Source organism: Deinococcus sp. AB2017081 (assembly GCF_034440735.1).
GTDB classification, from domain to species: domain Bacteria; phylum Deinococcota; class Deinococci; order Deinococcales; family Deinococcaceae; genus Deinococcus; species Deinococcus rufus.
The window spans coordinates 3,396,066-3,414,454 of sequence record NZ_CP140098.1 but is presented as its reverse complement, the minus strand read 5'-3'; the positions used below and the strand labels follow the sequence as shown (position 1 = coordinate 3,414,454).

Below are 18,389 nucleotides of genomic sequence, written 5' to 3'. Positions count from 1 at the left end.
CATCACCCTCCAGCCTGTTACGTGGTAGCCCGACGGGCAGGCCGACGGCCATGCAGCACCAGCGCGGCCACCAGCCCCGCGACGAAGCCGAACAGGTGGGCCTCCCACGACACGTAGGGGTTGCCCGGCAGCACGCCCCACAGGATGCCGCCGTACAGCGCGAAGGCCAGGGCCGCCACGCCGATCGCCACGGGCGTGCGCTCCCACCAGCCCACGCCCAGCAGGTATGCCAGATACCCGAAGATCAGCTCGCTGGCCCCCAGGTGGACACTTCCGCCCCGCCCGAACAGCCACACCAGCGCCCCGCCCAGCACCGCGATGATCAGCGTCGCGGCCACGAAGCGCCAGACGTTCCGCACCGCGCCCATGAACGCCAGCACGGCCAGCGGCACCGTGTTGGCGATCAGATGGGGGAACCCCGCATGCAGGAACGGCGCGGTCAGCACGTGCCAGAAGGTGCCCGGATCGCGCGGCAGGATGCCGTAGGCGTCCAGGCTGCCGCCGACCGCCGTGTCCACGACCTCCTGCCCCCAGACGCCCGCGATCAGGGCGGTGGTCAGCGCCAGGGCGGGGCGCACCTGCGCGGTGCGGCGGGGCGGCACCAGCGGCGAGGATGACAGGGGAGACCGGCGCACCCCCACAGTCTGACGCAGCGGGGTGAGGACACAACTCCCAAGGCTTTCCGAAGGCCACGGCCCCGCCCTGGCTCATACCGGCACGCCTAGCATGGCCCCATGCAAACGCGAACCCTCGGACACTCCGGGCTCCAGGTCTCCACCGTGGGCCTGGGCTGCAACAACTTCGGCGGTCGCCTGGATCAGGTGGGGACGGACGTGGTGGTGCGCCGCGCCCTGGACGCCGGCATCACCCTGTTCGACACCGCCGACGTATACGGCAACCGGGGCGGCAGCGAGGAGATGCTGGGCCGGGCGCTGGGGGGCGAGCGCAGCCGCATCGTCCTGGCCAGCAAGTTCGGTCACGACATGGGCGACGGCCGCAAGGGCGGGCGGCCCGAGTACGTCCGCCTGGCGCTGGAGGCCAGCCTGAAGCGCCTGGGCACCGATTATCTCGACCTGTACCAGCTGCACACGCCGGACGCCACCACGCCCATCGAGGACACCCTGGGGGCGCTGAACGAGGCGGTGCAGGAGGGGCTCGTGAAGCACATCGGGGTCTCCAACATGGACGCGGCCGGTGTCCGGGACGCCGACCGGATTGCCCGCGAGCACGGCTGGCCGCGCTTTACCTCGTGCCAGGATGAGCACAGCCTGCTGGTACGCGGTATCGAGCGGGAGCTGATCCCCACCATGACGGAACTGAACCTGGGCCTGCTGCCGTACTTTCCGCTGGCCAGCGGCCTGCTCACCGGCAAGTACCGCCGCGACCAGCCCCTGCCCGAGGGGGCCCGCATCACCGGGAGCGAGAACGCCCAGAGCCGCTACCTGAATGACCACAACTGGGACGTGGTCGAGCAGCTGCGCTCCTTTGCCGAGGGGCGGGGGCATACGCTGCTCGAACTTGCCTTCAGCTGGCTGCTGTCCTTCGACGTGACCAGCTCCGTGATCGCTGGGGCGACGAAGCCCGAGCAGATCGACGGGAATGTGGCGGCGGCGGGGTGGGTGCTCAGCAAGGAGGAGTTGGCAGAGGTGGATCGGATTACGGGGTGAGGGTGGGGGCTGGCGACAAGCTTCCCACCCCCCCAGCCCCCCTACCCGGAGGGCAGGGGGGAGCTAAGCGCTGCGCTCGGCAGGTGGTCGCCATGTCGTCCTGGCCGGCATTCATGGGATTGACGGTAGCGAGGGGCGGTGTACCTGCTCATTGCGTTGTCGCTGTCACCGCCCGTGCGCTTCGCGCCCGATGGCATTCGGTAGAGGGGCAAGGTGCGGGGCTTCGGTTTTTAGCTCCCTCTCCCCTTGCGGGAGAGGGTTGGGGTGAGGGGGGCGTGTGACCACCGTTGCCGAATCCAGTCACCCTGCCACCGTTCCCATCCTCTACCCGATCCGCCCCCGCAGCCAAGCCACCACATCGGCCACGCCTACGGTCGTGACCTCGCCTGTCCGCCTTTCTTTGACCTCGACCTCGCCGCGCTCCAGCGCCCGGCCGATGGTCACGCGCCACGGCAGGCCCCACAGATCAGCATCGGTGAACTTCACGCCGGGGCGTTCGGTGCGGTCATCGAGCAGCACGTCCACGCCAGCGGCGCGGAGGTCGGTGTACAGCCGTTCGGCGGTCTGCACCTGGGCCGGGTCGGTCATGTCCACGACGGTCAGCACGGCGTGGTACGGGGCGATGGCGTCCGGCCACACCAGCCCACGGTCATCGCCCATGACCTCCGCCACGGCCTGCACCAGTCGGGTCACGCCCAGGCCGTAGCACCCCATGAAGACCGGCTGGGGCGTGCCGTCCGGGCCGGTCACCGTGAAGCCCAGGGCCTCCGTGTAGCGCGTGCCGAGCTGGAACACGTGCCCGACCTCGATGGCGCGGGCCGACTGGAGGAGCTGGCCCGGATCGTGGAGGCTGGTATCTCCAGTCCGTGCCTGCCGTACATCCACGACCTCCGGGAGCGGGAACTGCACGCCCCAGTTGGCCCCACTGACGTGCCAGCCAGTCTCGTTCGCGCCGGTGGCGAAGTCGCGCAGGGCGGCGGCCTCGTGGTCACACAAGCGCAGGAAGGCCGGGTGGAGGTCGGCGCGGTGGGCGATCACATCGTCGGACAGGTCGGGGGCCACGGAGCCCAGCGGCACGGTGTCCACATCGGCCCAGGTGTCCGGCCCGGCGGTGTTCACGCTCAGGAGGGTGCCGCCGGCGTACCGCTGGGCACGTTCCTGCACGGCGTTCCAGACCTTCACCGCGTTCACGCTGTCGTCGCCGCGCACGCTGACCAGCACCGGCACGTGATGGTTGCCGTCCGGCCGGGCGAAGGTGGCGACCAGCAGCACGTTTTTCACCAGATGCCCCCGCCCGCAGCCCAGCGCGTGACAGGCGGCCTCAGCGGTGGCCGTGCCCGGCGTGGATCGGCGCTCAATGTGCGTGAACGGTGAGGCTCCAGCGTCCGGTGCCCGGCCCACGGCGCGTTCGGCGTTGGCGGCGTACTGGCCGTCCGGGCTAAAGAGCACCTCGTCCTCGCCCACGTCTGCCAGGATCACGAATTCACGGCTGCCGGTGCCGCCGATGCTGCCGCTGTCGGCCTCGACCGCCCGCCACGGCACGCCCAGGCGCGAGAGGATGCGCCCATATGCGCCGGCCATGACCTCGAAGTGCGCGGCCAGATCCTCCGGGGTGGTGTGGAAGGAGTAGGCGTCCTTCATCACGAATTCCCGCGTGCGCAGCAGGCCGGCGCGGGGGCGCAGCTCGTCACGGAACTTGCGGCCGATCTGGTACACGCTGACCGGCAGGTCGCGGTAGCTGCGGGCCAGGTCGCCCACCACCGACGCGGCCACCTCCTCGTGCGTCGGCCCCAGCGCGTGTGCCCGCCCGGCGCGGTCGGTCACGGTGAACATGATGCCCTCGGCGCGGGTGTAGGCGTCCCAGCGGCCCGACTGCTCCCACAGCGCCTGCGGGTGCAGCAGCGGGAAGTCCACCTCCTGCGAGATGTCCTCCAGCTCGGCGCGGATCAGCGCCTCCAGCCGCGCCAGCACGCGCGTCATGAGCGGCAGGTGCGCGTACAGGCCCGCGCCCACTTTCCGAACGAATCCGGCCCGGCTCAGGGCCTGGATGCCCCGCGTGTCGGCGTCTGACGGCGCGTCGCGCCACGTGACGAATAACCCCTTCGATACCCGCATGGTGTTCCCCTTCTGAATGCAACGACGACAGGTCGGCGTCCCCAGGACGCGCGGCGGCACATGGCGTGGTTACACCCCGGAGGGCGGCGGGAGCACGGGCAGGCCCGCACCGATCCGGATGGTGGGGGTGATCTGCTCGCTCATGCGGCGGAGCCTAGCGGTCAGCGGGGGCAGTCGTCAATCCGCCGGATGGTCAGGGGAGGGGCGAGTGAGGGGACGATGGTTCTGGTGGGGTCGTCACTCTATATTCCCAATCGGCCATCTGGGACGGCGTTGCCGTCCACCCCCTCCCAGCCTCCCCCGCAAACGCCTGATGTGAGATGAGAAGCGGCGGCATCGGGGCGACATGGAAAATGGGCGTCCAGTACGAGGGCAAGCTCCGCTCGCCACCCCCCTCCCAGCCTCCCCCGCAAGGGGGGAGGGGTAAAACCGTGGCATCCCACCCTGCCCCTGACCGAATGCCATCGGGCGCGCAGCGCACGGGCGGTGACAGCGACAACGCAATGAGCAGGTACGCCGCCCCTCGCTACCGTCAATCCCGTGAATGTCGGCCAGGACGCAACATCGACCACATGCCGAGCGCAGCGCTTAGCTCCCCCTGCCGGCGGGCAGGGGGTTGGGGGGTGGGGACGCCCGCCGCAGGCGCCCACCTTCCACCCCCTTTACTGCACCGATTCCGCAAGCACCGCCCCATGCAGCCGCGCATATACGCCCCCCCTGGCGAGCAGCTCAGCGTGCGTCCCCTCCTCGGCCACGCCGTCTTCCGTGAGCACCACGATCCGGTCGGCGCTGCGGATGGTGCTCAGGCGGTGGGCGATGACCAGCACCGTGCGCTCACCGCGCAGATCGTCCAGCGCGGCCTGGACGGCGCGTTCGCTGTGGGTGTCCAGGGCACTGGTGGCCTCGTCGAGAATCAGTACCGGCGGATCATTCAGAAACGCGCGGGCGATGCTCAGGCGCTGTTTCTGTCCGCCCGAGAGCTTCACGCCGCGCTGGCCGACATCGGTGTTGTAGCCGTCGGGCAGGGCCGTGATGAAGTCGTGGGCGTGGGCACGGCGGGCGGCGGCCATGACCTGCGCGTCGGTGGCGTCCGGGCGGCCGTAGCGGATGTTGTCGGCCACGCTGCCGGCGAACAGGTACACGTCCTGCGGCACGATGCCGACCTGCCGCCGAAGAGAGTCCAGCGTCACGTCCCGGACATCGTGCCCGTCGATCACGACCTGCCCGGCGGTGACGTCGTAGAAGCGGGGGATCAGGGCGCACAGCGTGGACTTGCCTGCGCCGGACGGGCCGACCAGCGCGACCGTCTCACCGGGATGGATGGTCAGGTTCAGGTCGCGCAGGACATGCTCGCCGTCCTCGCGGTAGGCGAAGGCCACGTCCCGCAGTTCGATATGGCCGCGCACGTCTGGCAGTGGCACGGCGTCCGGCGCGTCACGGATGGCCGGAACGAGATCCATGATCTGCATGAAGCGCGTGAAGCCGGGCAGGCCCGCCTGCGTCACGCGGGCGAAGTTCACGAAGCGCTGCACCGGATCGACCAGCACGCCGACCAGCAGCAGGTAGGTGATCAGATCCGCCACGGTCAGGCGCTGTCCGGCGATCAGCACGCCCCCCAGCACCACCACGATGACGGTCAGCAGGCCGGTGAAGGTCTGCACGCCCTGGTGGAACCACGCCTCGTTGCGGTAGACACCCCGGCGCGTGGCCACGAAGCGCGCGTTCTGGTGGGCGAACTTGCGGGCCTCGGCGTTCTCGCGGGCAAAGGCCTGTACCACGCGGATCCCAGCCAGGGAGTCCTCGACCTGGGCATTCACGTCGCCCATCGACACGCGGCTCGCCAGGTACGCGGCGGTCAGGCGGCGGTGGAAATACAGCGCGTACACGGCCATGACGGGCAGCAGCGCGAACACCACCCACGTCAGGGCCGGGTTCACGTGGATCAGTACGGCGAAGGTGCCGCTGAACTTCACGGCGGCGATCAGCAGGTCTTCCGGGCCGTGGTGCGCGAGTTCGCTGATGTCCTCCAGGTCGCCGGTCAGGCGGGACATCAGCTGGCCGGTGCGCTGGGTGTCGTAGAAGGCGTGCGGCAGGCGCTGGTAGTGGTCGAACAGGTCGCGGCGCATGTCGCGCTCGATCCACGTGCCCATCATGTGGCCCTGGTAGTCCACGAAGGTGTCGGCGGCGACCTGCGCGGCCAGCAGCGCCAGCATGAGCCCGCCCGCCGCGTAGATCGGGCCGGGGTCGATGGGCGCCGGGCCGCCCAGCACCTCGCCGGTGATGAAGCGCACCACCAGCGGGAACGCGACAGCGATCCCCGCCACGAGAAACGCACACGCGAGGTCGAGCAGCAGGACGCGCCGGTACGGGCGGTAGTACGACAGGAACGTCCGTCGCCAGCGTCGGGCACGGGCGGCGTCGGACTCGGGAAGGGTGGGGACAGTCGGGTTTACATGGGGCGTCGGCCCCGGATGGGTGTCGGGCATGACTCGGTCTGGCCTCCAGAAAGGACGGTGGTGCGGGACTGGGTGGTCAGAACGATCTGCGTCATGGGAAACCTCCGGGGGCGCCCCGGCTCCGGCGTGGAGCGGGACGGTTCAGGCTACCTTGTGGTCAGGCAAAGCCCGTAAGCGCAATGGCAGAGGGGGCGGGCAGGCCAGTTCACTGGCCTCACCCACCCCCTCCGGTGCCGCTCAGGCCCGCAGGTACTGGCCGAACCACGCCAGGGTCTGGGCCCAGGCGTCGTCGGCAGCGGCCTTCACGTAGTTCTGGCCGGTGTCGTTGTTGAAGGCGTGTCCGGCTCCGTCGTAGATCTTGATGCCGTAGCGGGTGCCCGCTGCCTTCAGGGCCGCCTCCAGCTGCGGGATGCCCGCGTTGATGCGCGTGTCGGTGCCGCCATAGATGCCCAGCACGGCCGCCCTGATGTTCGGCACTGCCGCCGTGTCGGGCGCGGGGCCATAGAAGGGCACGGCCGCTTTCAGCTCGGGTACCGCCGTCGCCAGCCGCCATGTGAGCCCGCCGCCGAAGCAGAAGCCAACCGCGCCGATGCCCTGCACGCCCGGCTGTTTCTGGAGCACGGCCACGGCCTCCTTCAGGTTCGCCACGTGCTCGTCGCCGGGCGTCTGGGCCAGATAGGAGCTGATCTGCGCGGTGTCGATGTACTGCGCGGTGCCGCCGATCTGCGACACCAGATCCGGAGCCATAGCGATGTAGCCGGCCTTGGCGAGCCGCCGCGCGATGTCCTGGATGTGCGGCTGCAGCCCCCGGTTCTCGTGGATGACCAGCACACCCGGCGCGGGGGCAATTCCGACCGGCCGCGCCACGTAGGCCAGATGCGTGAAGCCCCGCGCCCCATACGTGACCGGGCCGACCGTGATGGCCGGGTCGCGTGGATCGACCATGCCCGCGCCGCTGGCCTTGTCCGGCTGGGGCGGGGCCGTCTGTGCCTGGGCAAGCTCGGCCGCGCTAACGCCCGCGATGCCCAGCGACGCGATCAGGGTGCGGGCCCCGACCACGCCGCCACCCAGCAGGGTCATGCGTCGCAGGAACTCGCGGCGTTGCAGCTCGCCCTCGCGGTAGTCCTCGGCAAATTCCTCGGCGACGTAGCGGAACAGATCCTGTTTGTACTCGGTCATGGTCAGTCCTCCGGGGGTGGGGGGCGGCCGGGCGACAGCGTGGCGGGGGGCCATGGGACATCCGGCACCGCCCGCTGGCAGGGCGGGCGTGAGGGGTGGGCGGCGCTGTCTTGATGTTCAACATGCCAGGGTTCTGTTCATGTTCTGTGCACGACCCTTGCGCCAACCATCATGAAGACGGCCTCCACGTGGGAGGCCTCATCTGGGACGTCTGGATGTGATCAGGCCCGCTGTCTGGCCTTCAGCGCTCCCTTCTGCTGGAGGTATTCCGCGATCTGCACGGCGTTCAGCGCGGCCCCCTTCAGGAGCTGGTCGCCCGACACGAACAGGTCGATGCCGCCGGGGAAGACCAGCGACTCGCGGATGCGGCCCACCTCCACGTCGTACTTGCCGCTGGCGGTCAGGGGCATGGGGTACAGCTTCCCGGCCGGGTCGTCGCGCACCTCCACCCCGGCCGACGCGGCCAGCAGGTCACGCACGGCCTGCGGGTTGGCGGGGCGTTCCAGCTCCAGCGTGATCGCCTCGCTGTGCGTGCGCAGGGTGGGAATCCGCACGGCGGTACACGAGATCTGGAGGCTGTCGTCCCCGATGATCTTGCGGGTCTCCCACGCGACTTTCATCTCCTCCTTGGTGTAGCCGTTGTCCTGGAAGGCGTCGATGTGCGGGATCACGTTGAAGGGGATGGGGTGCGCGAAGACGCTGGCCTGCGCCTGCCCGCCGTCCAGTTCCACCCGCGTCTGCTCCAGCAGCTCGTCCATGCCCTTGGCCCCCGCGCCGCTGGTCGCCTGGTAGGTGCTCACGATCATGCGCTTCACGCCGTACTGCCGGTGAATCGGGGCCACGGCCACCACGGCGATGGCGGTGGTGCAGTTCGGGTTGGCGATGATGCCCCGGTGGGTCAGGGCGGCGTCCCCGTTGACCTCGGGCACGACCAGGGGCACCTCGGGGTCGTAGCGGAAGGCGCTGGAGTTGTCGATCACGACCGCGCCGCCCGCCACCCAGGCCGGAGCCAGGGCCTTGCTGATGCTGCCGCCCGCCGACGCCAGGATCACGTCGGCGTCGATGGCGCCGTCCGGCGTGGCCTGCACGGTCAGCGGCTGATTCCTGAACATCAGCGTGCTGCCCGCGCTGCGTGGGCTGGCGAACAGCAGCAGCTCGTCAAAGCGCAGGCTGCTGCCCTCCAGCACCTTCAGAAGTTCGTGTCCCACCGCTCCGGTTGCTCCCACGATCGCTACGCGCATACGCTCCTCCAAAGAAAAACCGCCCCGCACGTCTGGCGGGGCGGTTGCCGTCACGACACCGCCCTCACGGGGTAATGGTGGTCATGCGGGCGTTCATGTCACGCAGGGTAGAGGCTGCGCCGCAGGGGGTCAAGCGCAGACGTCTAACCGGAATCCGCTGCGGCCACATTCAGCCCTTGCGGCGGAAGAGGCCGCCGAGCAGCCCGCCCCCCGGCTTCCTGGGTTCCCGCCGGGGCTGGAAATCCTCCAGCTTGATCTCCGCTTCCGGATGCGGCGCGGCCTCCCAGCCGTAGTCCGTGGCAATCAGGCCGCCGTAGCGTCCGGCCGCGTACAGGGCGTGCTCACGCTCCTGCTCGGGGCTCAGGGCACGCGGGTCGGCCAGGGCCTCGAGCATGGCCTGCAGACTCTCGTCCGGGCAGGCCCAGTGCCCCTGGCTGAACACGGCCTCCTGGCCGTAGATACGGATTCGGACGGACATAGCGTGGCTCCGGGAATGGGTCGGGAAACGCCGGACGGCGGACGTCCGTGGCAGGGATCGGATTGTGTAACCCGCCCAGGATAGCGCTCCCGATCCCGCACGCGTGTCCTCACTTCACCTTTTCACCTAGACGCCGCTCATTGCCGGCGTGGAGCCGCGCGATGTTCTCGCGGTGCAGCCAGATCAGCAGGCCTGACAGCCCCGCGATCACCAGCATCTGCCACGGCGTCCGGCCCAGCGCCACCACCAGCACCGCTGCCACCAGCGCCCCCACGATGCTGCCGGCACTCACGAAGCGCGTGAGCCACATCGTGAAGATGCCGACCACGAAGGTGCCCCCACCGATGACCGGGTCGAGCGCGGCGATCGTGCCGAAGCTGGTCGCCACGCCCTTGCCGCCCCGGAACCCCAGGAACGGGCTGAAGTTGTGGCCCACCACGGCCGCCACGCCGCACGCGGCGGCCCACGGCTCCGCCAGACCCAGGGTGCGGGCCAGCGTCACCGCCAGCGCACCCTTGAGGATGTCGAAGACGGCCACGGCCAGGGCCGGCCCCTTGCCGACCGAGCGCATCACGTTGGTGGCGCCGCTGTTGCCGCTGCCGACCGTCCGGATGTCCACGCCCCGCCCACGGGCGACCCACGCGGCGGCCGGGATGGAGCCCAGCAGATACGACAACAGCACGGCAACGACGGTCACAAAGGTCACGGTCAGGATTGTATGCCCCTGGGGAGGGCGCCGGAGCGAGGAGCGTCATGGTTTGATTTCCCCCCGGGCATGGGCTACTCTGCTGTGCGCTGGAACGGTGCCCGAGTGGTTGAAGGGGCACGCCTGGAAAGCGTGTGTACGGGCAACCGTACCGAGAGTTCGAATCTCTCCCGTTCCGCCAGAAGAAGAGAGGGGGCTGCGACCGCTGGTTGCGGCCTTTTTTCGTTTCGTTTCACCCGAATCGAGGCTCAGTCCGAGTGTGCGGCGACCAAAACGTGTCCCCGTGTTTTGGACAGAGCGTGTAGACATTCCAGGTTGAAGCGTGACGAAAAAGAGGCTGCCGGAGGATCCGTATGCTCGATTCACTCCCGCAGATCATCGAAGAATTCCTGCTCGACGGCGAGGCCAGAGGCCACAGCCCCCAGACCACCCGCGCATACCGTGCCGCGTTCACGGCCTTGACCACCTGGATGGCCACGCGGAACATCGAGCGCCTGACCCAGATCACGCCCCTGTCCCTCCGCGAATACGCCGTGCACTGCTCGGCCACCCTGTCGCCCGGCGGTGCCCATGCGCGGTTGCGCCCCGTCAAGACCCTGCTGAAATGGGCCCACAGTGAGGAACTGCTGCCGACCGACCTGACCCGCCGGCTGCCGATGCCCCGCTTGCCGCGGGAACCGATGCCAGCAGTTCGGTTCAGTGACTTCCAGAAGCTGCTCGGCGCGGCCCGGCTCAAATCCCGGACACCGCTACGGGACGTGGCGCTGCTCACCGTGCTGTACGACACGGGCGTCCGCGCCTCTGAAGCCCTGAACCTGCAACTCGACGACGTTCGTCCCGAAGGTTTCCTGCTGATCCGCAAGGGAAAGGGCGGGAAATCGCGCTCCGTCCCCATGGAGCGCCCGACCCTCAAAGCAGTCCGCGCCTACATCTCGCAGGAACGGGACGCTGACCCTGGAAGCCCCTACGTGTTTCTGGTGGGTGACCACCAGATGACCCGTGGGGCTCTGGACAAGGTGCTCGACCGCCTGTGCCAGTTTGCCGCCTTGCAGCGCCTCAGCGCCCACGCGTTCCGCCGTGGGTTTGCCGTGCAGTACCTGCGCAACGGCGGGGACGTCTTCACGCTGCAGCGCATCTTCGGTCACTCCTCGTTGGAGATGAGCAACCGGTACGCTCAGCTGCTCGACGATGACGTCAAGGCGGCCCACCGCCGCTCCTCACCTCTGCGCAGTCGGGGAGAATAAGCATGGCCCGGATCGACACGCACTTCGAGGCGTTTCTGGCCGAGCGCCAGCAGTCCGGCCTCAGCCCGAAAGGCGAGCGGCTGTTCCGGGACGCGTGGACGGCCTTCCGCCGCCTCCCCGGCTCCTACCGGGCCGACGGGGCCGCCGTCGGGGCCATGCTCACCCAGGGCCGCCGCTGGGGGCGTCACGACTCCTACCGGCTCGCCCGGGGCCTGGTGCAGATCCTGACGTGGCTGCGGGCCCACCAGCACATCCCGGCCTCGACCGCGCTGGTACCCCCGTTGCCGCGGAGTGTGTATGGGCCACACCTGCTCACCGAAGGCGACATCGCGCGGCTGCTCCGGGCGATCGACGACCCAGGGATCCGCACCCTGGCGTATCTCGTCTACCACACGGGCCTGAAGGCCCAGACGCTGATCGGCCTGAAGAAGGAGCAGGTCAGTCTCGCCACCCGCTCCCTGACCCTCCCCGGCCGGGATGGTGGGCCGGACGTCGTGCTGCGTCTCAGCGACCCGGCGTGTATTGCCCTGCGCCTGTGGTTCCTGCGCCGGCGCCAGAAGGCCCTGTACCTGTTCCATGACGCGACCACGATGCCCCTGACCCTCCGCTCCGCCTCCCACGCCCTCCGGGAGGCTGGAACGGCCGCGCATCGGCCCGGCATCGGCTTCGGACGGCTGCAGTACGCCCACCTGCGGCTGCTCGCCCTGAAGGAATCCGAGGTCGACCAGGCCCTGATCGAATCCCGCCTGCAGCAGCCGTTCCGGCTGGCCCACCTGCGCCTGCCGAACCTGTTGTTCCTGGCCGACGCCCCCTTCAACCCCCAGTACGTCCTCAGCCTCACCACACGGAGACCATCATGAAGATCCGCATGCCCAGCCACATTCCGCCGACGTACGCCAATTTCACCCTTCTGGACGCGAAACGCGGGGAGGTCGTGCTCAATCTGTGCTTCGCCGAGGGCGATGAGAAGAATCCCACAGCGACCGTGGTTCACAAGGTCGTCTTCCAGACCGCGAACTTTGCGCGGCTCATCCAGCTCGGGCAGGAACTGCTTGACGACGAGGCCAGACGCTATGGGGACGCGTAGCGGGGCGAGATGGATGGCGTATCCCGGTCAATCTCTCTTTCCTGCTGAGCGACCTCCTACGCCCTGCAGGCCAGTCCTTCGATAACAATCTGCCCCCCGCCCCTCGGTTGGTGCGGCGAGCCTCCACAAGCCCCCCGGTGGGGAACGTCGGGCCCGCACCCACGCTCGACAGATCCACCCGGGCGCTGCGCTGACCGTCTTCAGCCGGCCTCTCATCGGAGGCGACCAAGCCCCACAACCGGGGTTGTAGCCTGGAAGTGAAGGTGAACTCCGGGCTGGTGCTGAGGTGGCATGGGGTCTGGCCGGGACGCTCCGCGCTGCCGCGCGGGAAGGGTGGGATCACCCCGTCCGGCTGATCTTGGCGACTCTGATGCGGCGTGACGTTCAGGGCCTGGTGTCCTGGTCGGCACGTCGGCTGCTGCCGCAGCCAGCAGGGTGGAGGGGCCGGCCACCACGGGACGTCCGGCTCAGTTCAGGGCGTGCTGTCACTTAGGAGGGGTGAAGTCACCTGTGCTCGGGGAGGGCCGTTCTGGGGATCGGCCGGGTGACCGGACGCCATCAAGGTTAGGCCTGTGGATGTTGAAGCCGGCAGACCGGCCGCTGCCGCGGCCCAGCAGTGGGGGAGAGGGCCAGTGCCCTTCGGCACGTCCTCGCTCGCCACCCGTTCACACCGTTCATCTTCGTCACGCCCGTCAGGGCGACAGGGGGATTGCCGCTCAGGCAATTCCCCTGAACTCTTGGAGGTTCGCTATGAAACCCGTCCGTCGTCGTTCACCTGCCTCGTCCAGCACTCCGCGTTGCGTCGCGCTGTCCTCGGGGCGCTTCGCGCAATCGGGAATGCGCAAATGACTGCACCGCGTCTCTCGTATCCCGAACCTGCTCCGCCGCCCAGCCCCGAACGGTGCCAGCTGGCACCACAGAATTCACCGTGTCAGACATCACTAAGCGACAACCATCCCTCTGTCCTGGCAAGGTGTGGTCATCTGTGGACAGTTTCAGATATGACCTCGATCTCCGATGCACCAGTACTGTATCCAGGGAACAGGAACTGTCCACTGGCGCAGGGGCGGGTAAACCCTGACGCTGCGGCGATCTTGCCAGTTCTGCCGATCAAGCCCGGCATCCACATCCTGCGCCGTCCACCTGGGCACAAAAAGAGTGTGCACACCCGCCAGGCGGTAATCAAGGAGCTGAAATCCGGCCGCCGGAAGCGGGTGCTGTGGGCTGTCCATTCCACGATTGGCGAGCATGCGCTGGCGAGGGAAGCGGTTGAACAATTCGAACAGGCTGGCGTGGCTTGCACGTTGGTGAAGGGCAAAAAGCACACCCTGGGCATGCCTGAATACGTGCGGCAGCTTGAATGGAGTGACAAGCCCGAGGTGAAGGTCATCTCCTTCGCGCACCTGGCGCATATCTACGACCGCCATGGTCTTCTCCGGGCTCTGAAAGCTGACCTGCTCGTCATCGACGAGTTTCCGCTGTCTGGCCTGGTGCAGGATCAGCAGATCCGTCTGCCGAACTTGGAGACCTTCGGCCGGCACAGTGCAATCTGTGCGCGGCTCGCTCAGGTACTTGGCACCCCGCCGCCCGCCACGGTTCAGGCACCGACCGACGTGCGCCGGCTCGCCGAGCAACACTACTTCACTGGCTCAGCCTTCCTGCAGGCGATCGGTTCGCACTGGCGGGACTCAGACTGGGCCGCCTTCGAGGAGCAGCTGCGCACGCTGAGCCCATACCTGACCGATGACTGGTTCGGCGCGTTCCGCAACGATGTGGCGCACCCGGAACGCAACCATTACCGGTTTGGCCTGTCCTGGAACATCCTGCGTTCCGGAGGGATCCAGGCACCGCGCTTCTACGGCCACGTGCTGCTCCCACTGCACGGCCTCCCCCCGACATTGATCCTTGACGCGTATGCGGACGAAACGCTCTATGGAGCTGTGTTTCCGGGCCACCTGATTCACCCTATCGAACCGTCGGAGGATGGCCGGCCGTTGGAGGTACAGGTGGCCCCGGAGCTGCATCTCGATGACCTGAACATGGTGAAACCCACGCAGTTCGCGAAGTGCCTCCACATCGCCGAGGAGGTGCTGCAGCACCAGAGAGACCGCCAGATCACGATCATCACGTCCAAGGCGCAGCGCGACCCGGAGGGCCCATGGATGCGTGCACTGTCGGAAGCCGCGGTCTATCACGGGATCACGACGATGCCGCTGTACCTGCACCATTACGCCGGTCGGGGCCTGAACACCTTCGAAGGCACGACCCTCTTCATGCTGAAACAACCAAGGCTTCCACTCCGACATTCCCTTGGCACGATGGCGGCCCTGTATCCGGATGATGCCGAGGCCCGGCAGCGAACGCAGGATTGGCTGGAAGACTCGGAGCACCTTCAGTTGATGCACCGTAGCCGCCAGGCGATCTATCCGGAGCAGTGTGAATGCAGGCCCCGTATCATCCTGGGCTACTGGCCACGCCCGTCCTTGATCGAGCGCGGGTGTAAGGTGACACCGTATGTGCCGAAGCTGTCGTTCACGTGGCGTAGCCGTCATCCGCGTTGGCGGGACGCTGTCCTGTGCCTGGCCGAGGAGATGGAGTCCACCCTGGGTGGGGTGTTTAGCAGCGTGTACGCGGTGCTCGGTCTGCTGAAGCATCGTCGCGGTGATCCTGACAAGGCAGAGGAGAGTTTGCGGCGCCACCGTGCGGCCCTGGCAGAAGCGCTTCACCGGACTCCACCTCCATTGGGTTCGGAACTTGACCATTGGCTGCGGCATGGCACTCTGCGGCGGTTCCGGGACGTCCAGGCATTCGCAAAGCCGGCAAGTCCGTTGGATGACCTGTTGAGGGCTGCCGGATTCGGGACTGGGTCAGTGGAGCGGCGCAAGGTGGCGGCCGGTCACAGCCTGAGCACCAAAGTCTGGATCCGGCCAGGTGTTGATGCGCGCGCAATGTTCGAGCAAGTGTACCGATAGCTGCACGTCACATCCGGTGAACGGTGCCGTCTGTTCTGCGGCGTGCCACCATTTCTCTACGTTCTTTCCACATACGCGCGTGCGGGGCGGCCCAGACTAGGGCGTTTCGGCCTTGTGACCTCCGCCGCCGCGAAACCCATCACGGAGTCCACCATGACCCCTCCCATTCCCCTGCCCGGTGGCCATGGCCACCGGGCGTCCCTGCGCGAATTTCGGAAGACCCTGGTCGTGCTCTTGCACGGCATCGGCGACGATGACCACACCATCGCCGCGCTGCTCGGCGTCTGCACCCGGACGGTCGCCAATCTCCGCCGCGAAGAGGGTCTGCCCGTCAACCGTAAACCCAGGCAGCATCAGCCCTGAACATTCATCACTCGACCAGCAGGCCGCCCCGCGCGGCCTGTTTCTATTGGAGCCCCATGCCCACAGCCACCCGAGACGCTCGCATCCGCCACTACCATTCACAGGGGTGCAACGACGTGCAGATCGCTGGAAAACTCTGCGTCAGCGCTCGCACTGTCGCCAATTTTCGCCGCGCCCAGAACCTGCCGGTCAACGCCCCCAACGTCGTGCTCGGACGAGAAGGCGAGCAGCTGGTAACGCAGCTTGCGCAGTCCATGGGCTTCACGGCCGATCGCCCGGCCGAATGGCTTTCCCCCTTTGACGTCCGCATCAATGGCCACCGGGTTGAGGTCAAGACCGGTCGCGACACCGAGGATCCTGGCGTATTCAAGTTCTCGACGTCGGCGACCCGCAAGGGGAGATTCACCAACCCTACGCAGCGCAAAAACTACGCCAAGGACGCAGACTTCATGGCCTTCGTGTGCAAGTCCGTGCACGGGCAGCCCACGCGCGTGTTCATCATGACCCCAGTAGAAATGGCTCCGAACATGCGCATTGACGTCGGCAAAGGGACGTACGCGGCGGCCGAGAATGCCTGGGAGCGGCTGCGCTGATCAGTGCGTCATTAATCTAACCTCCTACGTACTTCCATAGGAAGCTGAGTCGCTTCATTCATGCCCACTTGGTAGTTTTGAAAGCTTGCCATTCTTATGTATGGGTGATCTTGACCGGGTGCGTTCTGCCGCACTAAATCCATGATTCTAAAGGGTTCACCACCATTAAAATCTTCCCATTGAATCTGCTCTCCCAAAATAGGCCAGATACAGGCAGCATAACTTCTTGGTGGAACGCCGCCCATGCCCCTCGACACAACCCCACAGACACGGCCTTGAAGATTATTTACAGGGCCGCCGCTCATTCCAGGCATAAAATCGGCCTCCACGTCAAAGTATGGAAAGGGGCGCACTGAGCCAAAGCCCTGCTCGTTGATTTCTTTAACGTTGCCAGAGGCCAGCCTTGGGTCATGGCCAAGCAGAAGCAGACCATCAGCAGTCAATCCGTCATGGGCAATTGAAGCAGCGTAACCAAACGCCCTGATTCGCTCACCGATTAAGGGCGGGTCGGCATCCAATGAGGCAAATTCAATTGGAGTGTTCGATGGTACGGTTTCATCACGCCACACACGCAATATAGCTATATCATTACTGAAGCGTGATCGATGTACCTGTCTAACTTCGCGTCGTAAGCCATAGCCGCCCTCGATAATTTGCAAAACTGAGATAGTCATAAAGTCTAGCACTTCGGATTCGGGCCATTTGAAGGAATCTCTCTCGATATCAGGATTATCCACAATGTTGGAGATAAGTGAAGGTATATTGTGCCATGCAGTCAGCAGTATATCAGGGGCAATAAAAAAAGCGGTTCCCACAGCATGGCGTTTTTGTGTTTCATTATCTGTAGCGATTAAAGGTACAACCCAGCGTGTCTCAGGGGCGTCGAGGGCGGCGGGAACGTTCACGGAACGGGTTATCATTCTAGCCTTTGCCTTTTCCGCCTTGCGTTTCTTGGCAGCTTTCTGAGCCGCCTTGGTTTTCTTGGGCTTTGGCACAGTTCGGATTCTATTGCACGAACCGGCTCTGGTTTGTCGTCTGGTACCGTGAAGTGCAGTCCTGGGATCGCTCAGGCCCTCCATCCGCTTCGACTTATGCTGTTCCCAATAAACCCGGTGACGCCCATTCCCTTGGCATGGTGTGGCAGCGAGGCATTCAGCTGGCTGTTTTTCGTTCTTTATCCTCGGCGATCTCGTCAGGCTGGAAAGAGCATCGGCCGGGGCGCGCTGCTCACCGTTTTGAGCACCTTGTACCAGGGTGGTTCCGGTCATCCGTCATCACCGGCACCAGCAGCGTGAAATCCACACCGAAGGCATCCGTCGCAATGTACTTGTCGAACTCTTCGTACGCCTTCACGAACACCTCGGCGACGATCTTCTTATCAATCTGGGCACCGCATGCCTTGCGCCATACGTCGAGATGCGAGATGAACTTCTTCTTCAGGTCGTTTCTCGAACCAGCGTGGAGTTGGTTCAGGCGGGCCGCGCCCTGCTGATCCAGCGTGTACAGGGAATTCTGGACGTCAGGAAGATTTCGCCGTACACAGGCATACAGCGTGTTGCCGCCGGGGAGCCGAACCATCAGCGGCGGCTTTCCACGGGTCAGGCGGTCGATCTGCTCTTGCCGCCAGTCCTGTAGCTGATCCCGGTACTCGGCATCAATGAACGACACGGCAGGGGTACGGATGTTGCGGGCCATTTCCTTGTCGATGCCGAGTTTGAGGAGAGAGTGCTTGATGTCGAACTGCTTGCCGGCCTTGCGGTCTTCGATGCTGAGGACGACGACATCGGCCAGCATGGCTTTCTGGGCCTGGATGTTGGCCTGTTCTTCCACGACCTGCCGTTCGAGCTGTTTGAGTATCTCTGGGGTTAGCCGCTTGGCATCGTCCCACAGCCGGTCGAGCTTCTGCAGAAACGCCTTGTCCAGAACCTGTGGGCCAGACATTACCTCTTGGTTGGTGTGCCGCGCCCGGTCGGTGAGGTTTGCTGAGCCGAGCCAGCCGACGGCCGCATTGCCCTGACGGCGGAGGTACAGCTTGGCGTGCAGGCGGTTGCGGGCCCGGACGTCTGCGCCTCGCCCTGCCATGTCCTGTAGCACGCCGAGATTGCTGCTGCTCCGCGCAAAGTCCTGCGGATCGGCGGTGGTCAGCACTTTCACCGAAGTGAAAGTGGCCAGTCCGGCGATTCCTTCCAGTGCAGTCGGTGCCACGGTGATGTAGGGGCTAACCAGCCAGCAGTCGCCGTCGTAATTTTGTAACTGCCCAATGGCCTTATCCCAGGGACTCCACATCC

Annotated in this window: 16 protein-coding genes and 1 tRNA gene; 8 read left to right on the top strand and 9 right to left on the bottom strand. The window is 66.3% G+C overall.

Annotated elements, in window-relative coordinates; all coding sequences use genetic code 11:
- Positions 1-17 precede the first annotated feature (17 nt).
- Positions 18-635 (bottom strand): rhomboid family protein, encoded by a 618-nt coding sequence (locus U2P90_RS16620; RefSeq protein ID WP_322473000.1) that lies wholly within the window; start codon positions 633-635, stop codon positions 18-20.
- A gap of 99 nt (positions 636-734) precedes the next feature.
- On the opposite strand from U2P90_RS16620, the gene U2P90_RS16615 reads away from it, so the two are divergent.
- Positions 735-1,667 carry an aldo/keto reductase gene (locus tag U2P90_RS16615; RefSeq protein WP_322472999.1) on the top strand — a complete coding sequence of 311 codons (933 nt, stop codon included), beginning with the start codon at positions 735-737 and terminating at the stop codon, positions 1,665-1,667.
- 324 nt (positions 1,668-1,991) lie between these two features.
- Here the strand turns inward: U2P90_RS16615 and U2P90_RS16610 are convergent, their stop codons facing one another.
- The 6 genes from U2P90_RS16610 to plsY form a co-directional block, all read right to left on the bottom strand.
- Complete coding sequence (locus tag U2P90_RS16610) at positions 1,992-3,782, bottom strand: proline--tRNA ligase (protein WP_322472998.1); 1,791 nt, start codon at positions 3,780-3,782, stop codon at positions 1,992-1,994.
- Between the two features lie 662 nt (positions 3,783-4,444).
- Positions 4,445-6,268 (bottom strand): ABC transporter ATP-binding protein, encoded by a 1,824-nt coding sequence (locus tag U2P90_RS16605; protein WP_322472997.1) that lies wholly within the window; start codon positions 6,266-6,268, stop codon positions 4,445-4,447.
- Between the two features lie 207 nt (positions 6,269-6,475).
- The gene (locus U2P90_RS16600; protein WP_322472996.1) at positions 6,476-7,417 is read right to left on the bottom strand and encodes a dienelactone hydrolase family protein; all 942 of its coding nucleotides are present in this window, start codon (positions 7,415-7,417) and stop codon (positions 6,476-6,478) included.
- Between the two features lie 221 nt (positions 7,418-7,638).
- Positions 7,639-8,658: an aspartate-semialdehyde dehydrogenase gene (locus U2P90_RS16595; protein ID WP_322472995.1), complete on the bottom strand. Its 1,020-nt coding sequence runs from the start codon at positions 8,656-8,658 to the stop codon at positions 7,639-7,641.
- A 169-nt stretch (positions 8,659-8,827) separates the two neighbouring features.
- Positions 8,828-9,136: a hypothetical protein gene (locus U2P90_RS16590; RefSeq protein WP_295822353.1), complete on the bottom strand. Its 309-nt coding sequence runs from the start codon at positions 9,134-9,136 to the stop codon at positions 8,828-8,830.
- 109 nt (positions 9,137-9,245) lie between these two features.
- Positions 9,246-9,842, bottom strand: a complete 597-nt coding sequence (plsY, locus tag U2P90_RS16585; RefSeq protein WP_295822352.1) for a glycerol-3-phosphate 1-O-acyltransferase PlsY — start codon at positions 9,840-9,842, stop codon at positions 9,246-9,248.
- 91 nt (positions 9,843-9,933) lie between these two features.
- On the opposite strand from plsY, the gene U2P90_RS16580 reads away from it, so the two are divergent.
- The 7 genes from U2P90_RS16580 to U2P90_RS16550 all read left to right on the top strand — a co-directional run bounded on the left by U2P90_RS16580 (position 9,934) and on the right by U2P90_RS16550 (position 16,101).
- Positions 9,934-10,023: transfer RNA gene (locus tag U2P90_RS16580), tRNA-Ser, on the top strand.
- A gap of 172 nt (positions 10,024-10,195) precedes the next feature.
- Entirely contained in the window at positions 10,196-11,086 is an 891-nt protein-coding gene (locus U2P90_RS16575; protein WP_322472994.1) for a tyrosine-type recombinase/integrase, read from the top strand.
- Positions 11,087-11,088: 2 nt separating this feature from the next.
- Complete coding sequence (locus U2P90_RS16570) at positions 11,089-11,946, top strand: hypothetical protein (protein ID WP_322472993.1); 858 nt, start codon at positions 11,089-11,091, stop codon at positions 11,944-11,946.
- Entirely contained in the window at positions 11,943-12,173 is a 231-nt protein-coding gene (locus U2P90_RS16565; protein WP_322472992.1) for a hypothetical protein, read from the top strand. The genes U2P90_RS16570 and U2P90_RS16565 overlap by 4 nt, the downstream gene beginning before the upstream one ends.
- A 1,001-nt stretch (positions 12,174-13,174) precedes the next feature.
- Positions 13,175-15,145 (top strand): hypothetical protein, encoded by a 1,971-nt coding sequence (locus U2P90_RS16560; RefSeq protein ID WP_322472991.1) that lies wholly within the window; start codon positions 13,175-13,177, stop codon positions 15,143-15,145.
- A gap of 153 nt (positions 15,146-15,298) precedes the next feature.
- Positions 15,299-15,508 (top strand): hypothetical protein, encoded by a 210-nt coding sequence (locus U2P90_RS16555; protein ID WP_322472990.1) that lies wholly within the window; start codon positions 15,299-15,301, stop codon positions 15,506-15,508.
- 56 nt (positions 15,509-15,564) lie between these two features.
- Positions 15,565-16,101 (top strand): hypothetical protein, encoded by a 537-nt coding sequence (locus tag U2P90_RS16550; RefSeq protein ID WP_322472989.1) that lies wholly within the window; start codon positions 15,565-15,567, stop codon positions 16,099-16,101.
- Between the two features lie 11 nt (positions 16,102-16,112).
- Here the strand turns inward: U2P90_RS16550 and U2P90_RS16545 are convergent, their stop codons facing one another.
- Both U2P90_RS16545 and U2P90_RS16540 read right to left on the bottom strand, forming a co-directional pair.
- A complete protein-coding gene (locus U2P90_RS16545) occupies positions 16,113-17,096 on the bottom strand; it encodes a S1 family peptidase (protein WP_322472988.1) in 984 nt (327 codons plus the stop codon).
- Positions 17,097-17,328: 232 nt separating this feature from the next.
- A complete protein-coding gene (locus tag U2P90_RS16540; protein ID WP_322472987.1) occupies positions 17,329-18,387 on the bottom strand; it encodes a phospholipase D family protein in 1,059 nt (352 codons plus the stop codon).
- Positions 18,388-18,389: the final 2 nt, after the last annotated feature.